16 protein-coding genes are annotated in these 17,952 nt (G+C 71.6%); 6 read left to right on the plus strand and 10 right to left on the minus strand.

Annotated elements, in window-relative coordinates; translation table 11 throughout:
* Positions 1 to 86 precede the first annotated feature (86 nt).
* The gene (locus ACZ601_RS34325; RefSeq protein ID WP_469545199.1) at positions 87 to 698 is read right to left on the minus strand and encodes a DUF1349 domain-containing protein; all 612 of its coding nucleotides are present in this window, start codon (positions 696 to 698) and stop codon (positions 87 to 89) included.
* Entirely contained in the window at positions 695 to 2,215 is a 1,521-nt protein-coding gene (locus ACZ601_RS34330; protein WP_469545201.1) for an aldehyde dehydrogenase (NADP(+)), read from the minus strand. The genes ACZ601_RS34325 and ACZ601_RS34330 overlap by 4 nt, the downstream gene beginning before the upstream one ends.
* A gap of 205 nt (positions 2,216 to 2,420) precedes the next feature.
* Here ACZ601_RS34330 and ACZ601_RS34335 point away from each other — a divergent pair, with 205 nt between their 5' ends.
* The 6 genes from ACZ601_RS34335 (at position 2,421) to ACZ601_RS34360 (ending at position 8,348) form a co-directional block, all read left to right on the plus strand.
* Complete coding sequence (locus tag ACZ601_RS34335) at positions 2,421 to 3,191, plus strand: IclR family transcriptional regulator (protein WP_469545203.1); 771 nt, start codon at positions 2,421 to 2,423, stop codon at positions 3,189 to 3,191.
* A gap of 3 nt (positions 3,192 to 3,194) precedes the next feature.
* Positions 3,195 to 3,668, plus strand: coding sequence for a GNAT family N-acetyltransferase (locus tag ACZ601_RS34340; protein ID WP_469545205.1), 474 nt, complete (start codon positions 3,195 to 3,197; stop codon positions 3,666 to 3,668).
* A 140-nt stretch (positions 3,669 to 3,808) separates the two neighbouring features.
* A complete protein-coding gene (locus ACZ601_RS34345; protein WP_469545207.1) occupies positions 3,809 to 4,843 on the plus strand; it encodes a hypothetical protein in 1,035 nt (344 codons plus the stop codon).
* Positions 4,840 to 6,144, plus strand: a complete 1,305-nt coding sequence (locus ACZ601_RS34350) for a sensor histidine kinase (protein ID WP_469545209.1) — start codon at positions 4,840 to 4,842, stop codon at positions 6,142 to 6,144. The genes ACZ601_RS34345 and ACZ601_RS34350 overlap by 4 nt, the downstream gene beginning before the upstream one ends.
* Positions 6,141 to 6,821, plus strand: coding sequence for a response regulator (locus tag ACZ601_RS34355; protein ID WP_469545211.1), 681 nt, complete (start codon positions 6,141 to 6,143; stop codon positions 6,819 to 6,821). The genes ACZ601_RS34350 and ACZ601_RS34355 overlap by 4 nt, the downstream gene beginning before the upstream one ends.
* 75 nt (positions 6,822 to 6,896) lie before the next feature.
* Positions 6,897 to 8,348: a peptidoglycan D,D-transpeptidase FtsI family protein gene (locus ACZ601_RS34360; protein ID WP_469545213.1), complete on the plus strand. Its 1,452-nt coding sequence runs from the start codon at positions 6,897 to 6,899 to the stop codon at positions 8,346 to 8,348.
* A gap of 105 nt (positions 8,349 to 8,453) precedes the next feature.
* On the opposite strand, the gene ACZ601_RS34365 is transcribed toward ACZ601_RS34360, so the two are convergent.
* The 8 genes from ACZ601_RS34365 to ACZ601_RS34400 form a co-directional block, all read right to left on the minus strand.
* Positions 8,454 to 9,791 (minus strand): pectate lyase family protein, encoded by a 1,338-nt coding sequence (locus ACZ601_RS34365; protein ID WP_469545215.1) that lies wholly within the window; start codon positions 9,789 to 9,791, stop codon positions 8,454 to 8,456.
* Positions 9,792 to 9,913: 122 nt separating this feature from the next.
* Positions 9,914 to 11,248, minus strand: coding sequence for an ABC transporter substrate-binding protein (locus tag ACZ601_RS34370; protein WP_469545216.1), 1,335 nt, complete (start codon positions 11,246 to 11,248; stop codon positions 9,914 to 9,916).
* A 60-nt stretch (positions 11,249 to 11,308) separates the two neighbouring features.
* Positions 11,309 to 12,157 (minus strand): DUF6807 domain-containing protein, encoded by an 849-nt coding sequence (locus ACZ601_RS34375; RefSeq protein ID WP_469545217.1) that lies wholly within the window; start codon positions 12,155 to 12,157, stop codon positions 11,309 to 11,311.
* The gene (locus ACZ601_RS34380) at positions 12,154 to 13,341 is read right to left on the minus strand and encodes a Gfo/Idh/MocA family protein (protein WP_469545218.1); all 1,188 of its coding nucleotides are present in this window, start codon (positions 13,339 to 13,341) and stop codon (positions 12,154 to 12,156) included. The genes ACZ601_RS34375 and ACZ601_RS34380 overlap by 4 nt, the downstream gene beginning before the upstream one ends.
* A 5-nt stretch (positions 13,342 to 13,346) precedes the next feature.
* Positions 13,347 to 14,264 (minus strand): carbohydrate ABC transporter permease, encoded by a 918-nt coding sequence (locus ACZ601_RS34385; RefSeq protein ID WP_469545219.1) that lies wholly within the window; start codon positions 14,262 to 14,264, stop codon positions 13,347 to 13,349.
* Positions 14,261 to 15,190: a carbohydrate ABC transporter permease gene (locus tag ACZ601_RS34390; RefSeq protein WP_469545220.1), complete on the minus strand. Its 930-nt coding sequence runs from the start codon at positions 15,188 to 15,190 to the stop codon at positions 14,261 to 14,263. Before ACZ601_RS34390 ends, ACZ601_RS34385 begins: the two co-directional genes overlap by 4 nt.
* Before the next feature lie 125 nt (positions 15,191 to 15,315).
* Positions 15,316 to 17,043, minus strand: a complete 1,728-nt coding sequence (gene araD, locus ACZ601_RS34395; RefSeq protein WP_469545222.1) for an L-arabinonate dehydratase — start codon at positions 17,041 to 17,043, stop codon at positions 15,316 to 15,318.
* Positions 17,040 to 17,942: a dihydrodipicolinate synthase family protein gene (locus ACZ601_RS34400; RefSeq protein WP_469545224.1), complete on the minus strand. Its 903-nt coding sequence runs from the start codon at positions 17,940 to 17,942 to the stop codon at positions 17,040 to 17,042. Before ACZ601_RS34400 ends, araD begins: the two co-directional genes overlap by 4 nt.
* Positions 17,943 to 17,952: the final 10 nt, after the last annotated feature.

The following is a 17,952-nucleotide window of genomic DNA, read 5'->3' on the forward strand; positions in this document are numbered from 1 at the left end:
TCACGCACGTCGTCCAGGCAACGCGATGCCCCCGCCGTCCCTGTCCGGAAGGCGGGGGCATCGCGGTGCGTGGACACGCCGTCCGGTCAGCTCCCGTCGCGGAGGTCCACGAGACCTGTCGGGCGGAACGTGATCCGGTCGAAGGCGGCCTCGCAGCCGTCACCCGTGGGTGACTGGACCAGGAAGCCGATGGACGCGGCGGCGGCCTGCTCCGGGGTGCCCAGGGCGAAGACGCGGACGAAGGTCCACTTCTCGCCGTCGGCGGAGGCGTGGCAGGCGAAGGCCTTGCCGGTACGGCTCAGCCGCAGCCAGTAGGTGTCGCCGTCCACGACGGCGGAGTTGACGTCGTCGGAGTGGCCACGGGTGACGACCGTGCAGACGGTGGGGCGGTCCGGGGACAGCTCCAGGCAGATCTTGGCCCACTCGCGGTCGCCGACGTGGAGGTAGAGGACGCCCGCGTCGAAGGCGGCGGCGAAGCCGACCCGCACCCGCGCGATCAGCTGGAAGTCGCCCTCCGGGGCGGTGCCCAGCAGCCGGGGCGCGTCGCTCGCCGGTTCGAGGGCGGCGCCGCCCGGTGGGACGAAGCGGTCCTGCCGGGCGCCCGCGCGGCCGGTCAGCACGCCGCCTTCGTAGGCCCATTCCGTCGCCGGGCCGAACGGTTCGAGGCCGAAGGGGAGTTCGGGGAGTCGCAGGGTCATGCGCGGCGCCCGTCTACCCGGCGCGGCAGCCCCTGCGGGTTGTCCTCGCGCAGCTCCGGCGGGAGCAGGGCCTCGGGGGTGGTCTGGTAGCTGACCGGACGCAGCCAGCGCTCGATGGCGGTGGCGCCGACCGAGGTGGAGGTGGAGGTGGTGGCCGGGTAGGGGCCGCCGTGGTGCTGGGCGGGGGCGACGGCGACGCCGGTCGGCCAGCCGTTGACCAGGACCCGGCCGGCCAGCGGGGTGAGGGCCGCGAGGAGTGCGGCGGCGCTGTCGTCGGCCTGCTCGGTGGCGGTCTGGAGGGTGGCGGTGAGGTTGCCGGGCAGCCGGGAGAGGACCGCGGTGACCTCGTCCTGCGAGGTGTAACGGGCCACGACGGTGACCGGCCCGAAGCACTCCTCCAGGAGGGCGTCGTGCGGGCCCTCTGTGGTGAGGAGGTGCGCCGGTACGGTCAGGAAGCCGGCCGCGACGGTGTGCTCGCCGCCCGCGCCGGGGGTGACCGGGGCGTCCACGTCCGGGAGGGCGGCGCGCTCGCTGACTCCGGCGAGGAAGGCGTCGCGCATCCGGTGGTCGAGCAGGACGCCGGCCTCGGTGTCGCTGACCGCCGCTGTGAGGGACTTCAGGAGGCGGTCGCCCGTCTCCCCCGCCGGGGCGAGGACGAATCCGGGCTTGGTGCAGAACTGGCCGGCGCCCATGGTCATCGAGCCCGCGAGCCCGGCACCGATCTGCTCGGCGCGCTCCGCGGCGGCCGCCTCTGTGACGACGACGGGGTTCAGGGAGCCCAGCTCACCGTGGAACGGGATGGGGGCGGGCCGGGCCGCCGCCGCGTCGAAGAGGGCGCGGCCGCCGCGTACCGAGCCGGTGAAGCCGGCGGCGCTGACGAGCGGGTGCCTGACCAGCTCGATGCCCGCCTCGAAGCCGTGCACGACGGTGATGACGTCCTCGGGGAGACCGTGCTGCGCGGCGGCCCTGCGCAGCACGGAGGCGCAGAGTTCGGAGGTCGCCGGGTGGTCGGGGTGCGCCTTGACGACGACCGGGCAGCCGGCCGCGAGGGCGCTGGCGGTGTCGCCGCCGGGGACGGAGAACGCGAGCGGGAAGTTGCTGGCCGCGTAGACGGCGACGACCCCGAGCGGGATCTTGTAGCGGCGCAGGTCGGGCCACGGCGGGGTGCAGGTGGCGTCCTCGTGGTCGATGTGGATGTCGAGGAACGCGCCCTCGTCGACGACCTCCGCGAAGGCCCGCAACTGCGCTGCGGTGCGGGCGAGTTCGCCGGTGAGCCGGGCCGGGCCGAGGGCCGTCTCCGCGTCGGCGGCCTCGATGACGTGCTCACCCGCATCGGCGAGCAGATCGGCCGCGGTGCGCAGGAAGGCGGCGCGCACGGTGCGGTCCGCGAGCGAGGCGCGTGCGGCGTGGGCGGCCCGGACCGCCCGGTCGACCTCCTCCGCTGTAGCCTCCACCGCAACCTGCTCACGCGGGTTCCCGGTGCGGGGGTCGACGCTCCAGACTGGTGCTGCTGCCACCGTTTTTCCTTCCGCTCCACTGCCACACATCAGAAGTTGTTCGGTATTCTGAACAAAGTTCCTGATCGTGAATATGAAGCGACTCTATTTCCGGGCCTTCGGTGTTGGCAAGAAGTCGCGGGTTCCGTAAGCGGGCAGGTTTCGTAAGCGGGCGCGTTTCGTAAGTGGGCAGGTTTCGCAAGTGGGCTGGAAAGGGCGTGGGGCGATGTCGGTTGCCGAGTCTGGTGGGGCACAGGTCAAGTCCGCGGTACGGACGGTGGAGCTGCTGGAGTACTTCGCCGGACGGCCCGGCATGCACTCGCTCGCCGCGGTGCAGGAGGCCGTCGGCTACCCCAAGTCCAGCCTCTACATGCTGTTGCGGACCCTGGTCGAGCTGGGCTGGGTGGAGACGGACGCGACCGGGACGCGCTACGGGATCGGCGTACGGGCGCTGCTGGTCGGCACCTCGTACATCGACGGAGACGAGGTCGTCGCCGCCTCCCGCCCCACCCTGGACCGGCTCTCCGACGACACCACGGAGACCATCCACCTGGCCCGTCTCGACGGGACGAACGTGGTGTACCTCGCCACCCGCCAGTCCCAGCACTATCTGCGCCCCTTCACCCGGGTGGGCCGCAGGCTGCCCGCGCACTCCACCTCGCTCGGCAAGGCGCTGCTGGCCACCCACAGCGACGAGCAGGTCCGCAAGATGCTGCCCGAGGCGCTGCCCGCGCTGACCGAGCACACCCTGACCGACCGGGAGAAGCTCATCGAGGAGCTGCGCCTGATCCGCGAGCAGGGTTACGCGGTGGACCGCGAGGAGAACACCCTGGGGCTGCGCTGCTTCGGTGTCGCGATCCCCTACCGCACCCCGGCGCGCGACGCCATCAGCTGCTCGGTGCCGGTCGCCCGGCTCACGCCCGCGCACGAACAGACGGTCAAGGACGCGCTGTTCGACGCGCGCGACCGGCTGACCCTCGCGACCCGGAGGCTCTGACCCGTGGAGATCTCACTGCGCCCGGTCCAAGACGGCGATCTGCCGCTGTTCTTCGACTGGATGTCCGACCCGGTGGCGGTCCACGCCGCCGCCTTCACCAGCGAGGACCCCAGGGACCGGCACGCGTTCGACACGCACTGGGCGCGCGTCCTGGCCGACCCCTCGGTCGTGATGCGCAGCGTCCTCGCCGACGGGGTGGTGGTCGGCAACGCCGGGGTCTACGGGCCGCCGGACGACCGCGAGGTCACCTACTGGATCGACCGGGCGCGCTGGGGCCGGGGCGTGGCGACCGCCGCACTGGCCGCCCTGCTCGCCGCCGTGCCGGAACGTCCGCTGTACGCGCGTGCGGCGGCCGACAACGCGGGGTCCCGGCGGGTGCTGGAGAAGTGCGGGTTCACCGTGACGGGCAAGGACCGCGGCTATGCGAACGCCCGCGGCGAGGAGACGGCCGAGCTGCTGTTCACCCTGGCGGGATGAGATCCGGATGGGATGAAGGGACGGCCGAGCTGCTGTTCACCCTGGCCTGAGCAGCGGGCGGCTCGCCTCCCCCGCGCGGGGGAGGCGGATCACCATCGGGTATGAGGTGCGTTCGCCGCCCGCGCGGGAGCGTGGACGGTATGACACAGACACCGCTCGCAGCAGCCCCCGCACCGGCTCCCGCCGCCCCGGTCACCGCCCCCGTCACCACCAGGGCACGCACCGCGCTGCGCGCCCTGGCGATCGTCGCCTGTCTGCCCTACATCGTGCTCAAGGCCGCCTGGGTCTCGGGCAGTCACCTCGGGATTCCCGACGGCAGCTCGCTGCTCGACCACCGCACCACGATGATCGTCGCCAACAGCGGCTCGGTCCTGATGGACGGCGCGGTCGTCGTCATCGCCCTGCTGCTCACCCAGGCCTGGGGCCGGCGCGTGCCCGCGTGGCTGCTCGTCCTGCCGATGTGGGTCGCGACCGGTCTGTTACTGCCGATCATGGCGGGCTATCCACTCCAGCTGCTGGTCCAGGCCCTGGGCGGCGAGATCACCAGCAGCGCCGAGTCCACCCGGCCCTTCCTCGACCAGTGGGTCTTCGCCGTCGTCTACACCGGCTTCATCATCCAGGGCCTGGCCCTGGGCACCCTCTTCGCGCTGTACGCGAAGGACCGCTGGGGCCACCTCTGGCGGGGCGCCCTGCGTGATCTGCCCGCCAGCCCCACGGCTCCCGCCCTGCGCGCCTGCGCCGTCGCCGCCTCGCTGACCGCCCTGATCCCCGGCACCATGCATCTGCTCTGGGCCACCGGGTCGACCGCCGGGCTCAACCCGGCGCTGATAGCGGAGAGCAACAGCGGCTCCCACGTCGTCGACGCGGTCGATGTCCTCTTCGCCGCCGCCGTCGCCGGGGTGCTGCTCCTCGCCTTCCGCCGGAACTCCGCGCTGCCGCTGCGGGTGCCGCTCGCGCTCGCCTGGGGCGGCTCCGGCGCGGTGGGCTGCTGGGGCGGCTGGATGGGCCTCGCCGCACTGAGCAGCGTCGACGACCTCGCCCATCGGCCCACCCCCGCCGCGGTGCTGACCTACGCTGTGCAAATGCTGGTCGGAACGCTGGTGTTGGCCCTGGGCACATACTTCCTGGCCGAGCGCGCTGCCGGTACGCGGCCGCCATCCGGTCTCCGGGCATGACGCCGCTGCTCGGGCGGCGGGCCCGGCTGCGCTGGCTCCACCTGATCATCGGCGGCGCCCTGTTGATGCCGTACTTCCTGGTGGGCACGGCGATCGTCGGCTCGTTCCGGGCGGGCGCCAATGTGTTCAGCTCGCCGGTCGACCAGCTGATCGCGTTCGCCTTCGCCCTGCCGATGGCCTCGGTCACCGCGCTCTTCCCGCTCGCCCGGCCGCTGTCGGTGTCCGCCGCCCGCGCCCTGTGCGGCCTGGAGCCGGACCGGCCGCTGGCCGACGGGCCGGCCAGGACCCGGCAGGCCCGGGTCCGTGCGGCGCTCTGGTACACCCTGCACGTGGCGCTCGGCGGCATCGTGAGCGGCATGACGCTGGCCCTGACCCCGTTCGCGGTGGGTGTGACGGTGCTGCCTTTCTTCGCCGCCGTGCGCGAGGCCCCGGTGCTCGACGTGCCGGAGGCGCTGGACGGCCCGTGGCTCCCGGTCCTTGCGCCGTTCGCCGGGATCGCGATGCTGGCGGCGATGGCCGGCTGCGCGGCGGCGGCCGGGGCGCTGCTGGCGGACCGGGCGCCGGTCCTGCTGGGGCCGACCCCCGATGACCGGCTGGCCGCCGCCGAACGCCGCTTGGCCGGCCTCGCGGTACGCAACCGGCTGGCCCGGGAACTGCACGATTCGGTCGGCCACGCGCTCAGCGCCGTCACACTCCAGGCTGGCGCGGCCCGCAGGGTGCTGGACAGCGACCCGGAGTTCGTCCGCGAGGCGCTGACCGCGATCGAGGAGACGACGCGGCGCACGGTCGACGAGCTCGACTCGGTGCTCGGCCTGCTGCGGCGGACCGCGGACACCGCAAAGGACGCAGAGGACGCAGAGGACGCGGAGGACGCCGAAGCAGCCGGGTACGCGCAGGACACGACCGGCCCCGGGCTCGACGCGCTGGACGGGCTGCTGGCGCGTTGCGGGGTGCCCGTCTCGTACACCGCAGAAGGCGACCGGGGCGCGGTGCCCGGCGCCGTGGCGCGCGAGGCGTACCGGATCGCGCAGGAGGGGCTGAGCAACGCGCTGCGGCACGGCGGGCGCGGTGGGCCGGTGCGGTTGCGGATCACGGTGCGCGCGGAGGAAGTGGAGATCGTCATGGACAGTCCGCTGCCCGCGCGGCCGTCCCCGGTACGTCCCGGCGGCGGCAGAGGACTGCGCGGCGTCCGTGAGCGCGCCGTACTGCTCGGCGGCCGGGCCGGCGCCGGACCGCACGATGGCGGGTGGCGGCTGACCGCCTGCCTCCCCCTGCGTCCCGGCGCGCGGGAGCTGGCATGAGCACGCCGGTCCGGATCGTCGTCGCCGACGACGAGCGCATGGTCCGTACCGCCCTGCGGGTCATCCTGGACGCCGAGGCCGGGCTGGAGGTCGTCGGCGAGGCCTCGACCGGGGCGGAGGCGCTCTCCGTGGTGCGCGAGCTGCGCCCCGACGTGGTGCTGATGGACGTGCGGATGCCGCAGACCGACGGCATCCGGGCCACCGAGCGGATCCTGGCCGTGCTCGACCCGGCGCCCCGCGTCATCGTCGTCACCACCTTCGAGCACGACTCCTACGTGTACGAGGCGCTGCGCGCGGGAGCCGCCGGCTTCCTCCTCAAGCGGGCGGCGGCCGAGGAGCTGGTGCAGGCGGTACGGCTGGTGGCCCGCAGCGACTCGCTGCTGTTCCCCGCCGCCGTACGGAGCCTGGCGGCGGAGTACGGGAGACGGCGGCCGTCCGCCGCGCCCGCCGCCTGGGCGGCCCGGCTCACCGAGCGGGAGGCGGACGTCCTGCGGCTGATGGCGGCCGGGCTCAGCAACGCAGAGATCGCCGCCCGGCTGCGGGTGGGCGCGGCGACGGCGAAGACCCATGTGGCGGGTGTCCTGGCGAAGACCGGCGCGCGGGACCGTACCCAGGCGGTCATCGCCGCGTACGAGTCGGGGTTCATCGCACCGGGCCGGGCCGGCGGAGGCGTATGACAGGACGATGAGTAATGGGTGAGAAGCGGCACAACCGGGAACGGCGCAGCGCGCCCCGCACGTCCCTAGTACGGGATGAACAAGACCATAAGGCGATCCTCGGTCTTCTGCCTGCTGCTGGTCCTCGCCCTGCTGGGGCGGGCGACCTGGGTGCAGGCGTACCAGGCACGGGCGCTCGCAGACGACGACCACAACCGGCGGAAGACCATCGCGCAGTACGCGCAGCCGCTCGGGGACATCATCGTGGCCGGCTCGCCGGTCACCGGATCGAAGAGGACGGAGGGCAGCGATCTCGCGTACAAGCGCACCTACAACAAGGGCGACCTCTACGCCGCCGTCACCGGATACAGCTCACAGGCCTACGGCTCCACGCAGCTCGAAGGGATCTACAGCCATGTGTTGGACGGCTCCGACGACCGGCTGAAGAACCCGCTGAACGTGGTGACCGGTGAGAAGACCGATCCGGGCAGTGTGCTGACCACGATCGACCCGGACGTGCAGAAGGCGGCGTACGACGCCCTCGGTGACGACAAGGGCGCGGCCGTGGCGATCGACCCGAAGAGCGGGCAGATCCTGGGGATGGTCTCCACGCCGTCCTACAACCCGTCCGACATCAGCGGGACGACGGACGGCGACACCTGGAAGAAGCTGCTTGCGGACCCGGACAAGCCGCTGGTCAACCGCGCGCTGCGGCAACCGCTCGCGCCCGGTTCGACGTTCAAGCTGGTGGTGGCGTCCGCCGCGCTGGAGAACGGGCTGTACAGCTCGGTCGACGAGGCAACGAAGAGCCCGGTGCCGTACACGCTGCCCGGCAGCAGCACCCCCCTGAAGAACGAGAGCGCCTCCGCGCCCTGCGAGAACGCGACGCTGCGCGTGGCGCTCCAGTACTCCTGCAACAACGTCTTCGGCAAGGTCGCCGCCGACCTCGGCCAGGACAAGGTGCGGGCGATGGCCGAGAAGTTCGGCTTCAACACAAAGGACCTCGATGTGCCGGTCAGGGCGTACGAGAGCGTCTACCCGAAGAAGATGGACAAGGCGCAGACGGCACTGACGGGCATCGGCCAGTTCGAGGTCACCGCGACCCCGCTCCAGATGGCGATGGTCTCCGCCGCCCTCGCCAACGGCGGTGAGCTGGCCGCACCGCACATGGTCTCCAAGGTGACGGACTCCAAGGGCAGCACCCTGGAGGACTTCGCGGACGGCGACATGAAGCGCATCGTCTCCGCGTCCACCGCCAAGCAGTTGCGCAGCGCGATGGTGACCGTCGTGGAGCAGGGCACCGGTACCAACGCCCGGATCGGCGGCGCAGAGGTGGGCGGCAAGACGGGCACGGCGGAGAACGGGGTGGGCAACAGCAACACCCCGTACGCCTGGTTCACCTCGTACGCGAAGGACAGGTCGAGCGGCCGGGAGGTCGCGGTCGCCGTGATCGTGGAGGACTCCGGTTCTTCCGCCTCCGAGGTCAGCGGCAACGGCCTCGCGGCCCCGATCGCGCAGAAGATGATGAAGGCCGCGCTCCAGCGGTGACCGAGGGAACGTGACGCCCCGGTACCCCGGTTCGGGGTACCGGGGCGTTCGACGCCGGATCGCGCTGACCGGCGGGGACGGCCTTCGGCACGGGGCGGTCGGTGGTCAGGCGCCGGGGACCCGGCCGGCTCCCGCGCCGAGGCCGACGAGCAGCGGCACCAGCAGCGGGCGGTCGACCCGGTCGCGCAGGGCCGGGGTCCAGCCGGCGCCCGTGGTGAGCTGCTCCTCGGGGACGCCCGCGTTGTGGACGGCGACCAGGTCCGTGCGGCGGCCGTTGACGTAGTTGTCGGCGGCCGTGAGCGAGGACTCGGACCACTTCTTGAGGATCTTCGCCCGGTCGAACTCGCGGGCCAGGGTGAACGCGTTGTGCTCTGCGACGAGTTGCGACTCCGCGCCGATGCCGTAGGAGTAGCCGTAGACGCTGCCCCGGGTGGCGACGAAGTGGTTGTTGTAGGAGTCGACCTGTCCGAAGCGGACCCGGGGCGCGCGTTCGTTCAGGTCCTTGAAGAGGTTGTGGTGCAGCGTGACCCGGAGCTTGCCGCGGTCGGTGGCCCCGGCTCCGTCGCTGTTGCCGATGAGCATCGTCTTGTCGTGGTCCTTGAGTACGTTCCAGGAGGCGGTGACCAGGTCGGCGCCCTTGACGATGTCGAAGAGCCCGTCGTGCTGCTGGTACAGCTCGTCGAAGTAACGGGGCTGGTCCGCGTCGGAGTGGTCCCCGTCGCTGAAGGTGTTGTGGTCGACCCAGACGTGGTCCGAACCGTAGACGACGAGGTTGTCGTACTCGGAGTTCCAGTGCCCGGTCGCGCCGTCGGTGGGGTCCCACTGGGGGAAGCAGTCGTAGGTGTCCTCGAAGCTGATGTTGCGGACGATGACGTTGGAGACGTCCTGGACCTGGATGGAGGCGCCGACGACCGTGGCGTCCTCGCCGACGCCGATCAGTGTGGTGTTGGAGGGGACGTAGACGTTGACGGCGGCCTTCTGGAGCTTGGCGGAGGCGAGCCGGGCGTCCTCCATGGGGCCGGACGGGACCTCCTCGCTGCCCCAGGTAGCCGGGTCGTAGGCGGCGAGGTACTTGTCCAGGGTGTAGCCGTCGCTCTCGTATTCCTCGCAGCTGACCGGGTTGCCCTCGGCGTCGGAGTTCCCGTGGACGGTGCCGTCGATCCTGACGATCTTCGGGGCGTCGCCCGCGTCCGCGAAGGCGGCGACGAGTTCGGCCCGGTTGCTCACGGTGTAGACGTGATCGGGGGTGGCGGCGGCGCCTCCGGTGGTGGAGCCCTCGGCTGCGGCCCAGCCGTCACCTGCGAGAAGCACCGCGCGCTCGGCGCCCCCGCCGCCGTGGTGCGCGGAGGCCTGGGCGGGCGCGCTCAGGGCCAGGGACAGCGAGGCGCAGCCCATCGCGACGGCGATGGCGCGGGTGCGGGTGCGGGATCTGCTTGCGGGCATGACGAATCCTCAGCTCTCGTTCGGGTGTACGGGAAGAGGGGTGGTGTGCGCGGAAGAGGGGCTCTGCGGCAGGACGGGCTCCGCCGCAGAGCGCCTTGGCGCCGGACCTGCGAGCGGCCGGATCAGCCGTTGCCGATCTCCTTCCACTCCGCCTGGGCCTTGTTCAGCTCTTCGGCGATCTTGTCCAGGAAGGCCTTGGCCGTGGTCTTGCCGAGCAGCAGCTTCTGGAACTCCGGCTCGTTGTCCGCCTTGCTGATGTTGTTCCAGTCGGGCAGGTAGTACGGCAGCTGCACGATCTTGGTGGAGCCGTCGGTGAGGGCTTTCGCGGCGAGCTCGGTCGGCTCCGTGGCGCTGATCCAGGGGTCCTTGGCGGCCTCGGTGTTGGCCGGGATGGCGCCGGCGGACTCGTTCCACTTGCTGTTGGACGCGTGCGAGGCGGCGAACTCGATGAACTTCCAGGCGGCCGTCTTGTTCTTGCTGGACCGGAACAGGCCGAGGCCGTCGACCGGGTTGGAGACCTGGACCCGGGTGCCGCCGTCGCCGACCGGGTTCGGTATGCCGGCGAACTTCTCCTTGCCCAGCGCCTTCAGGTGGTCCTGGTAGGAGCCGAGGTTGTGGCTGAGCATCCCGATGGTGCCGGTGTCCCACTGAGCGACCATCTTGGTGAAGTCGTTGTTGACGTCGGCGGCGGGCGTCGACTTCTTGTAGAGCGCGGCGTACTTCTCCAGCGCGGCGACGTTCTTCGGGTCGTTGAGGGTGGTCTTGTCGCCCTTCCAGAACTCCGTGATGCCGGACTGTCCGTACGCGGCGTCCATGGCCTGGGCGATGGAGCCGGCGCCGCCCCGGATGGTGTAGCCGAACTTGTTGTGCTTGCCGTCGGTGAGCCTGTCGGCCGCCTGGTAGAAGTCGGCCCAGGTGGCGGGGGCCTTCAGGCCCGCGGCCTGGAACAGGTCGGTGCGGTACCAGAGCGCGCCGTTGTTCGCGGAGGTCGGCACCGCGAACATGTCGTCGCCCCGGCCGCCCGCGTCCCTGACGCTCTCGACCATGCCCTCGACGAGCTTGCCCTGGAGGGCGGAGTCCTTGATCCGGTCTGTGAGCGGGTCGAGGGCCTCCTGCGAGACCATGTTGGCCAGGTAGGCGGTGCCGACGCCGCCCACGTCCGGCAGTCCGCCGCCCGCGATGGCCGTGTCGTACTTGGACTGCACGTCGGCGATCGGGATCGGCACGTACTTGACCTTGATGTCCGGGTTCGCCTTCTCGAAATCCTTGATGATCTCGGTCCAGACGGCGGTGCGCGGACCGCCGTTGTTGTCCCAGAAGGTGATCTCGCCCTTGCCGTTGCCCTCGGTTCCGCTGTCGCTGCCGTCGTCACCGCAGGCGGTGGCGGTCAGCGCGAGTACTGCCGCGACGGACACCGCTGCCGCGGCACGCCCCCGCTGCGTCTTGGAAATCTTCATGGTCGGCTCTTCTCTGTGGGTGGTCCGGGTGAGGCTTGCTGCGTGGGGGGCTTCGTACGGTCAGGCGGTGGTGCGGAAGCCGGTGAGGCAGGCCGCCCGGCGGACGTGGGCGGCGGCCTCGGCCCGGTCGAGCCGGCCGTCCGCGATGACGGTGACGACGCGGCGTACGACGGTGGCGCCGGCCGGGACGGACAGCCGGTGGGCGGCGGCGAGGGACGAGCCGACGCCCGGGTACTCGGTGCTCCGTACGAACCACGGGTCGCGGCGGGTCTCCTCCGTCGCCCCCGCGAACACCAGGGTCCAGCCGTCGCCGCTCATCGCGACCCAGTCGGCGACGCGTCCGTGCACCGCGTCCTCGCCGTCCCCTTGGCCGCTGAACACGGCGGGCGCCGAGGGTTCCTTGGGGGCGCGCCAGAAGAAGCCGCCGTATCCGGCGCCCGGCCTGCCGTTGGTGGCGGGGCTGCCGATCGACAGGCCGGAGCTGCCCGGGTTGGTGAGCGAGAAGGAGAAGTCCAGCGCCCAGGCGGTGTCGGAGAGTCCAGTGGTGGCGACCGTGCGGTGCTCCCGCAGCAGCTCGGCGTCGTCGGCCTCCCAGCTCAGCTCCTCGACGAAGCCGTCCGGGTCACGGAACTTCCAGCCCAGGTGGCGCTGGATCCCGTGGTTGTCGAGCGCGGTGGGCCCCCGGTCGCGGACGAAGGTGCGGCCGCCCCAGAAGTTGTGCCCCGCCACATCGGGCACGGCGACGGAGGTGCCCAGGTGGTGAAGGTGGTCGGCCGGGCGCTCCTCGGTGACCGGGATGCCGCCGAGGGTGGTGACGGGGTGCAGATAGGGGCGGCCCCCGGGGGCCGGGAGATAGGTGTAGCGGCCGACGGGGCGGCCGGCGCAGCTCAGGAGTGCGGTGGTCGTCACGGTGAACTCACCTCTGCAGGGGACGCCCAGGGGACGCCGAGTTCGGAGAAGAGCCTGAGGGTGTCCGCGGCCGCCGCGACGGCCGCGTCGATGCCGGGCACCACCCGGCGGGTGCCGTCGCCGGTGAGGGCGGGGGCGGTGTGCCAGGTACCGGACGGCAGGGCGGCGGGTTCGGGGGCGTTCCGTACGGCTTCGACGACCCGCATGAACGCGCCGGTGCGGTGCGGCGGGGCCAGGAGCGCGGTGCCGTGCGTCAGGTGGCGGACGAGGTTCTCCAGGAGGTCGGTCCGTCCGTGGACCTTCTCCCGCGGGCCGTGTCCGGCGCGCTGGAGCAGGACCCGGTCCTGCTTGTACCAGAAGGTGATCCGGCCCCGGTCGCCGTGGACGATCACATAGGGTTCCCCGGCCTGCTCCGCGCAGAGGGTGACGGCGGCGGTGACCGGCAGTCCGGATGTCGTGGTGAGGCGGACGCAGGAGGTGTCGTCGGCCTCGATGTCGTGGGCGCGGAAGAGTTCGGTCTCGATCGACGCGATGTCGTGGGCCGCCCCGCTGCCGGCGAGTTCGAGGGCGGTGGCGACGGCGTGGGCGAGCGGGTTGGTCAGTACCCCGTCCACCACGTCGGTGTCACCGATCCGGCGCCGTCCCGCCCAGGGCGCCCGCCGGTAGTAGGCGTCGTCCCTGACCCAGGCGCCCGCGGCCCCGTAGCCCCGCACGGTGCCGATGGCGCCGGTCCGGACGAGGGCGCGGACGGCGGGGACCGCGTGCGAGCCGAAGGACTGGAAGCCCACCTGGCAGGCGATCCCGGCGTCCCGTACCCCGGTCAGGATCCGCTCGAAGTCGGCGAGGGTCGCGGCGGGCGGCTTCTCCAGCAGCAGGTGGACGCCTCGGGCGGCGGCGGTGAGGGCCAGTTCGGCGTGGGTCTGGATGGGGGTGCAGATGACGGCGGCGCGGGCTCCGGTGGAGTCCAGGAGCGCCCCGAAGTCGGCCGACTGCTCGGGGGGTTCTGCGGCGAAGGCGGCGAGTTCGGCCGCGTCGAGCGGGTGGAGTTCGCAGACCCCGGCGAGCCGGACGAGGCCCTGGTCCTGGAGGCGGCGGATATTGGCGAGGTGCCAGCTCCCGTGGCCCCGGGCGCCCGCGAGGACGACCGGCAGCGGGGTGGTGTGCGTGTGGTCCGTCGGGCCCATGCGCCTCAGCCCTTCACGGCGCCGGCGCTGAAGCCGGTGATCAGCCACTTCTGGATGAAGGCGAAGACGATCACCACGGGGACCGCGGCGATCACCCCGCCCGCCGCGAGCGCGCCCAGGTCGACGCTGTCCGCGCCGATGAGGGTGTTCAGGCCGACCGGGATCGTCTGCTTGTCCTGCTCGCTGAGGAACATCAGGGCGAACAGGAAGTGGTTCCAGCTGTGCACGAAGGCGAACGAGCCGACCGCGATCAGCCCCGGCCGCAACAGTGGCAGCACCACCGCGCAGAAGGCGCGGAAGCGCGAGCAGCCGTCCACCCAGGCGGCCTCCTCCAGCGAGACGGGCACGTTCTTGATGAATCCGCTGATCAGGATGATGGAGAGCGGCAGTTGGAAGACCGTCTCCGCGATGACCACGCTGCCCAGTGAGTTGATCATCTGGAGGTTCTTGAAGATCTCGAAGAGCGGGACGAGCATCAGCGCGCCCGGGATGAACTGCGAGCAGAGCAGCGCCAGCATGAAGGCGTTCTTGATCCTGAAGTCGAACCGGGCGAGCGCGTAGCCGCCGGCCAGGGCGACGAGCGTGGTGGCGACCAGGGTGCAGACCCCGACGATCATGCTGTTCTGGAAGAAGACGGCGAAGCTGCGCTCGTTCCAGACCTTGTCGAAGTGCTCCCCGGTCATCGGCCACGGCACCAGCGAGGTGGACCCGGCGGGGCGCACGGCGAACAGCAGCATCCAGTAGAACGGGATGAGCGTGAAGACCAGGTAGATCCCGAGCGGTACGTAGATCTGCCAGCGCGGCACCTGGTCGAAGGCGTGCTCGCGTCCGGGCCTGCGGCGCCGCGCGGCGGGCGGCCGGGTGCTCGGCGCGGTTGGGTGTGCGGAGTGGGTGCCGTTCTTCTCGGCCAGTGCGGCGGTCACTTGTGGTCGCCTCCGAACTTGCTCAGGCGCAGATAGACGATCGAGCAGAAGAGGAGGATCACGAACGCGACGGTGGTGAGCGCGGAGGCGTAGCCGAAGTCATGGCCCTCGATGCCGGTGTTGGCGACGTAGAGCGGCAGCGTGGTGGTCTCGCCTGCGGGCCCGCCTCCGGTGAGGGTGTAGAGCAGGTCGACGTTGTTGAACTCCCAGACGCCGCGCAGCAGGGTGGCGAGGATGATCGCGTCCCGCAGGTGCGGCAGGGTGATGTGGAAGAACTGGCGCAGCCGCCCCGCCCCGTCGACGGACGCCGCCTCGTACAGCTCCTTGGAGACGGACTGGAGGTCGGCGAGGATGAGGATGGCGAAGAAGGGGACCCCGCGCCAGAGTTCGGCGACGGTCGCGGCCCAGAAGACGGTGCCGGTGTCGGAGAGCACGGAGGTGCCGTAGTCCCCGATGCCCGCGTCCGCGAGGTAGCGGCTGAAGCCGGTCGAGGAGTTGTAGAGCAGGATCCAGATGGTGCTGGTCAGCACGCCGGAGACGGCCCAGGGCGAGAAGACCATGGCGCGGGAGACGCCCCGGCCGATGAAGCTCTGGTTGACGATCAGGGCGAGGGCGAGCCCGAGGATGAGCTGGAGCGCGACCTGGGTGACCACCCACTGGGCACTGAAGCCCAGCGTGGTCCAGAACTGGTCGTCCTCGGTGAAGATCCGGGTGAAGTTGTCGAAGCCCGCGAAGCCGTTCCGCCACGGCTTGGTGACGTTGTAGTTCTGCAGGCTGTAGTAGAAGACGCTGATCACCGGGTAGGCGATGAAGCCGAGCATCAGCAGCCCCGCCGGGGCGATCAGCAGGTACGGCAGTCGGCGGGGGCTCGCGGAGCGGCGCCTGGGCACCTTGGGCGGTGTGGCCACAGCGGCGGCTTGGGCCATGACACGTCTCCGTTCTCTGGAGGTACGGGGTACGGCGTACGGGCGGTGCGTGTAGTGCGCAAGCGCTTGCCGCATGGCGTTCGACCTGTCGAACAGAGCGGTGCGCGGAATTCCGGTGGGGCCGTTCAGCCGGCGTACGGCTCGGGCACTTCTCCCGGCCGGGCCAGGAAGGCGAAGTCGCAGCCGGTGTCGGCCTGGGTGATCTGGTCCTGGTAGAGCGCCGCGTACCCGCGCTGGTAACGGTTGACCGGCGGCGTCCAGTCGGCCCTGCGCCGCGACAATTCCTCCTCGCTCACGTCGAGATGGAGCAGCCGCGCCTCGACGTCCAGGGTGATCAGGTCGCCGGTGCGGACGAGGGCGAGGGGCCCGCCGACATAGGACTCGGGCGCGATGTGCAGCACGCAGGCCCCGTAGCTGGTGCCGCTCATCCGGGCGTCGGAGAGCCGCACCATGTCCCGTACGCCCTGCTTCAGCAGGTAGTCGGGGATCGGGAGCATGCCGTACTCGGGCATCCCGGGGCCGCCCTTGGGACCGGCGTTGCGGAGCACCAGCACATGGTCGGGGGTGAGTGCCAGGGCCGGGTCGTTGATGGTGCGCTGCATCTCCTGGTAGTCGTCGAAGACGACCGCGGGACCGGTGTGGCTCAGCAGGCGGGGCTCGGCGGCGATGTGCTTGATGACCGCGCCGTCCGGGCAGAGGTTGCCGCGCAGCACCGCCACGCCGCCCTCCTCCGCGAGCGGGTTGCCGCGCTCCCTGATCACGTCGCTGTTGTGCACGAGCGCGCCGTCGAGCTGCGCGCGCAGGGTGTCGTGCGTGACCGTGGGCCGGTCCAGGTGGAGTACGTCGGTGAGCCGGGCCAGGAAGCCGGGCAGCCCGCCCGCGAAGTGGAAGTCCTCCATGAGGTACTTTCCGCCGGGCCGCAGATTGGCCAGCACCGGGACGGTACGGGCGACGCGGTCGAAGTCGTCGAGGGTGAGCCTGACGCCGGAGCGGCCCGCCATCGCGATGAGATGGATGACGGCGTTGGTGGAGCCGCCGAGCGCGAGGACGGTGGCGACGGCGTCCTGGTACGCCTCCGCCGTCAGGATGTCCGACAGCTTCCGCTGCTGCCACACCAGTTCGACGATCGCGAGCCCCGACCGTGCGGCCATCCGGTCGTGCCCGGAGTCGACGGCCGGGATGGACGAGGCGCCCGGGACGGTGACGCCGAGCGCCTCCGCGGCGGCGGTCAGGGTGGAGGCGGTGCCCATCGTCATGCAGTGCCCCGGCGAGCGGGCGAGCCCGTTCTCCAGCTCGGCCAGCTCGCAGTCACCGATGAGCCCGGCCCGCTTGTCGTCCCAGTACTTCCACATGTCGGTGCCGGAGCCGAGGACTTCGTCGCGCCAGTGCCCCGGCAGCATCGGCCCGGCCGGCACGAACACGGCCGGCAGGTCCACCGACGCGGCACCCATCAGCAGCGCGGGCGTCGACTTGTCGCAGCCGCCCAGCAGCACCGCGCCGTCGACGGGGTAGGAGCGCAGCAGCTCCTCCGTCTCCATCGCCAGCATGTTGCGGTAGAGCATCGGGGTCGGCTTCTGGAACGTCTCCGAGAGCGTGGAGACCGGGAACTCCAGCGGGAAGCCGCCTGCCTGCCAGACCCCGCGCTTGACGGCCTGCGCCCGGTCACGCAGGTGTACGTGGCAGGGGTTGATGTCGGACCAGGTGTTGAGGATCGCGACGACCGGCTTGCCGAGGTGCTCCTCGGGGAGGTAGCCGAGCTGGCGGGTGCGGGCGCGGTGGCTGAAGGAGCGCAGCCCGTCGGTGCCGTACCACTGGTGGCTGCGCAGCTCCTCGGGGGCGATGCGGCCGGTCATATGGACCACCCCGCGACCTGGTCCGCGACCTCGGCGCGCCGCGCCTCGGGCAGCACCCGGCTGGGCGGGCGGACGTCGCGGCCGCAGAGCCCGAGCGAGGCCAGGGCTTCCTTGACGACCGTCACGTTGTTGGCGGACTGCTGCTCGGCGCGCAGCTCCTCGAAGCGGCGGATCCGCTCCCACACCTTCATGGCGGCCGGGTGGTCGCCTGCCCGCAGCGCCTCCAGCATGGCCAGCGAGACACCGGGGGCGACGTTGACGAGCCCCGAGGTGAATCCGGTGGCACCTGCGGAGAAGTAGGAGGGGGCGTACAGCTCGGCGAGACCGGCGATCCAGACGAACCGTTCCAGGCCCGCGTCCCGGGCGAAGGCGGCGAAGCGGGCGGCGTCCGGGACGGCGTACTTGACGCCGATGACGTTGGGGCAGTGGTCCGCGAGAGTGGCGAGGCACTCCCCGTCCAGCTGCGGGTTGCGGATGTAGGGCACCACGCCGAGTCCGGGAACGGCCGCCGCGATGGCCCGGTGGTAGTCGATCCAGCCGTCCTGCGAGACGTACGGGTGGACGGGCTGGTGCACCATCACCATCTCGGCGCCGGTGTCCCTGGCGTGCTCGGCGGCGGCGACGGCCGTCGGCACGTCGTGGCCGACCCCGACCAGGATCGTGGCGCGGCCGCCCGCCTCCTCGATGGTCAGCTCGGTGACGGTGCGCCGCTCCTCCGGGGTGAGCGCGTAGAACTCGCCGGTGTTGCCGTTCGGGGTGAGGATGCGCACGCCGCCGTCGAGCAGCCTCCGCAGCAGGGCGCGGTGCGCCGCCGTGTCGATGGTGCCGTCCGCGGCGAACGGGGTCACCGGGATCGCCACGACGTCGGCGAGGGCCGCCTTCAGCGGGGTGAGGTCCATACGGGCTGGC

The sequence above is a fragment of the Streptomyces sp. NPDC104307 genome, assembly GCF_055584045.1.

Excerpts from the sequence above, each read along its gene's own strand:
- ACZ601_RS34325 (WP_469545199.1), bottom strand. The coding sequence starts at position 698 with ATGACCCTGCGACTCCCCGAACTCCCCTTCGGCCTCGAACCGTTCGGC.
- ACZ601_RS34335 (WP_469545203.1), top strand. The coding sequence starts at position 2,421 with ATGTCGGTTGCCGAGTCTGGTGGGGCACAGGTCAAGTCCGCGGTACGG.
- ACZ601_RS34345 (WP_469545207.1), top strand. The coding sequence starts at position 3,809 with ATGACACAGACACCGCTCGCAGCAGCCCCCGCACCGGCTCCCGCCGCC.
- ACZ601_RS34350 (WP_469545209.1), top strand. The coding sequence starts at position 4,840 with ATGACGCCGCTGCTCGGGCGGCGGGCCCGGCTGCGCTGGCTCCACCTG.
- ACZ601_RS34355 (WP_469545211.1), top strand. The coding sequence starts at position 6,141 with ATGAGCACGCCGGTCCGGATCGTCGTCGCCGACGACGAGCGCATGGTC.
- ACZ601_RS34360 (WP_469545213.1), top strand. The coding sequence starts at position 6,897 with ATGAACAAGACCATAAGGCGATCCTCGGTCTTCTGCCTGCTGCTGGTC.
- ACZ601_RS34365 (WP_469545215.1), bottom strand. The coding sequence starts at position 9,791 with ATGCCCGCAAGCAGATCCCGCACCCGCACCCGCGCCATCGCCGTCGCG.
- ACZ601_RS34370 (WP_469545216.1), bottom strand. The coding sequence starts at position 11,248 with ATGAAGATTTCCAAGACGCAGCGGGGGCGTGCCGCGGCAGCGGTGTCC.
- ACZ601_RS34380 (WP_469545218.1), bottom strand. The coding sequence starts at position 13,341 with ATGGGCCCGACGGACCACACGCACACCACCCCGCTGCCGGTCGTCCTC.
- ACZ601_RS34390 (WP_469545220.1), bottom strand. The coding sequence starts at position 15,190 with ATGGCCCAAGCCGCCGCTGTGGCCACACCGCCCAAGGTGCCCAGGCGC.
- araD (WP_469545222.1), bottom strand. The coding sequence starts at position 17,043 with ATGACCGGCCGCATCGCCCCCGAGGAGCTGCGCAGCCACCAGTGGTAC.
- ACZ601_RS34400 (WP_469545224.1), bottom strand. The coding sequence starts at position 17,942 with ATGGACCTCACCCCGCTGAAGGCGGCCCTCGCCGACGTCGTGGCGATC.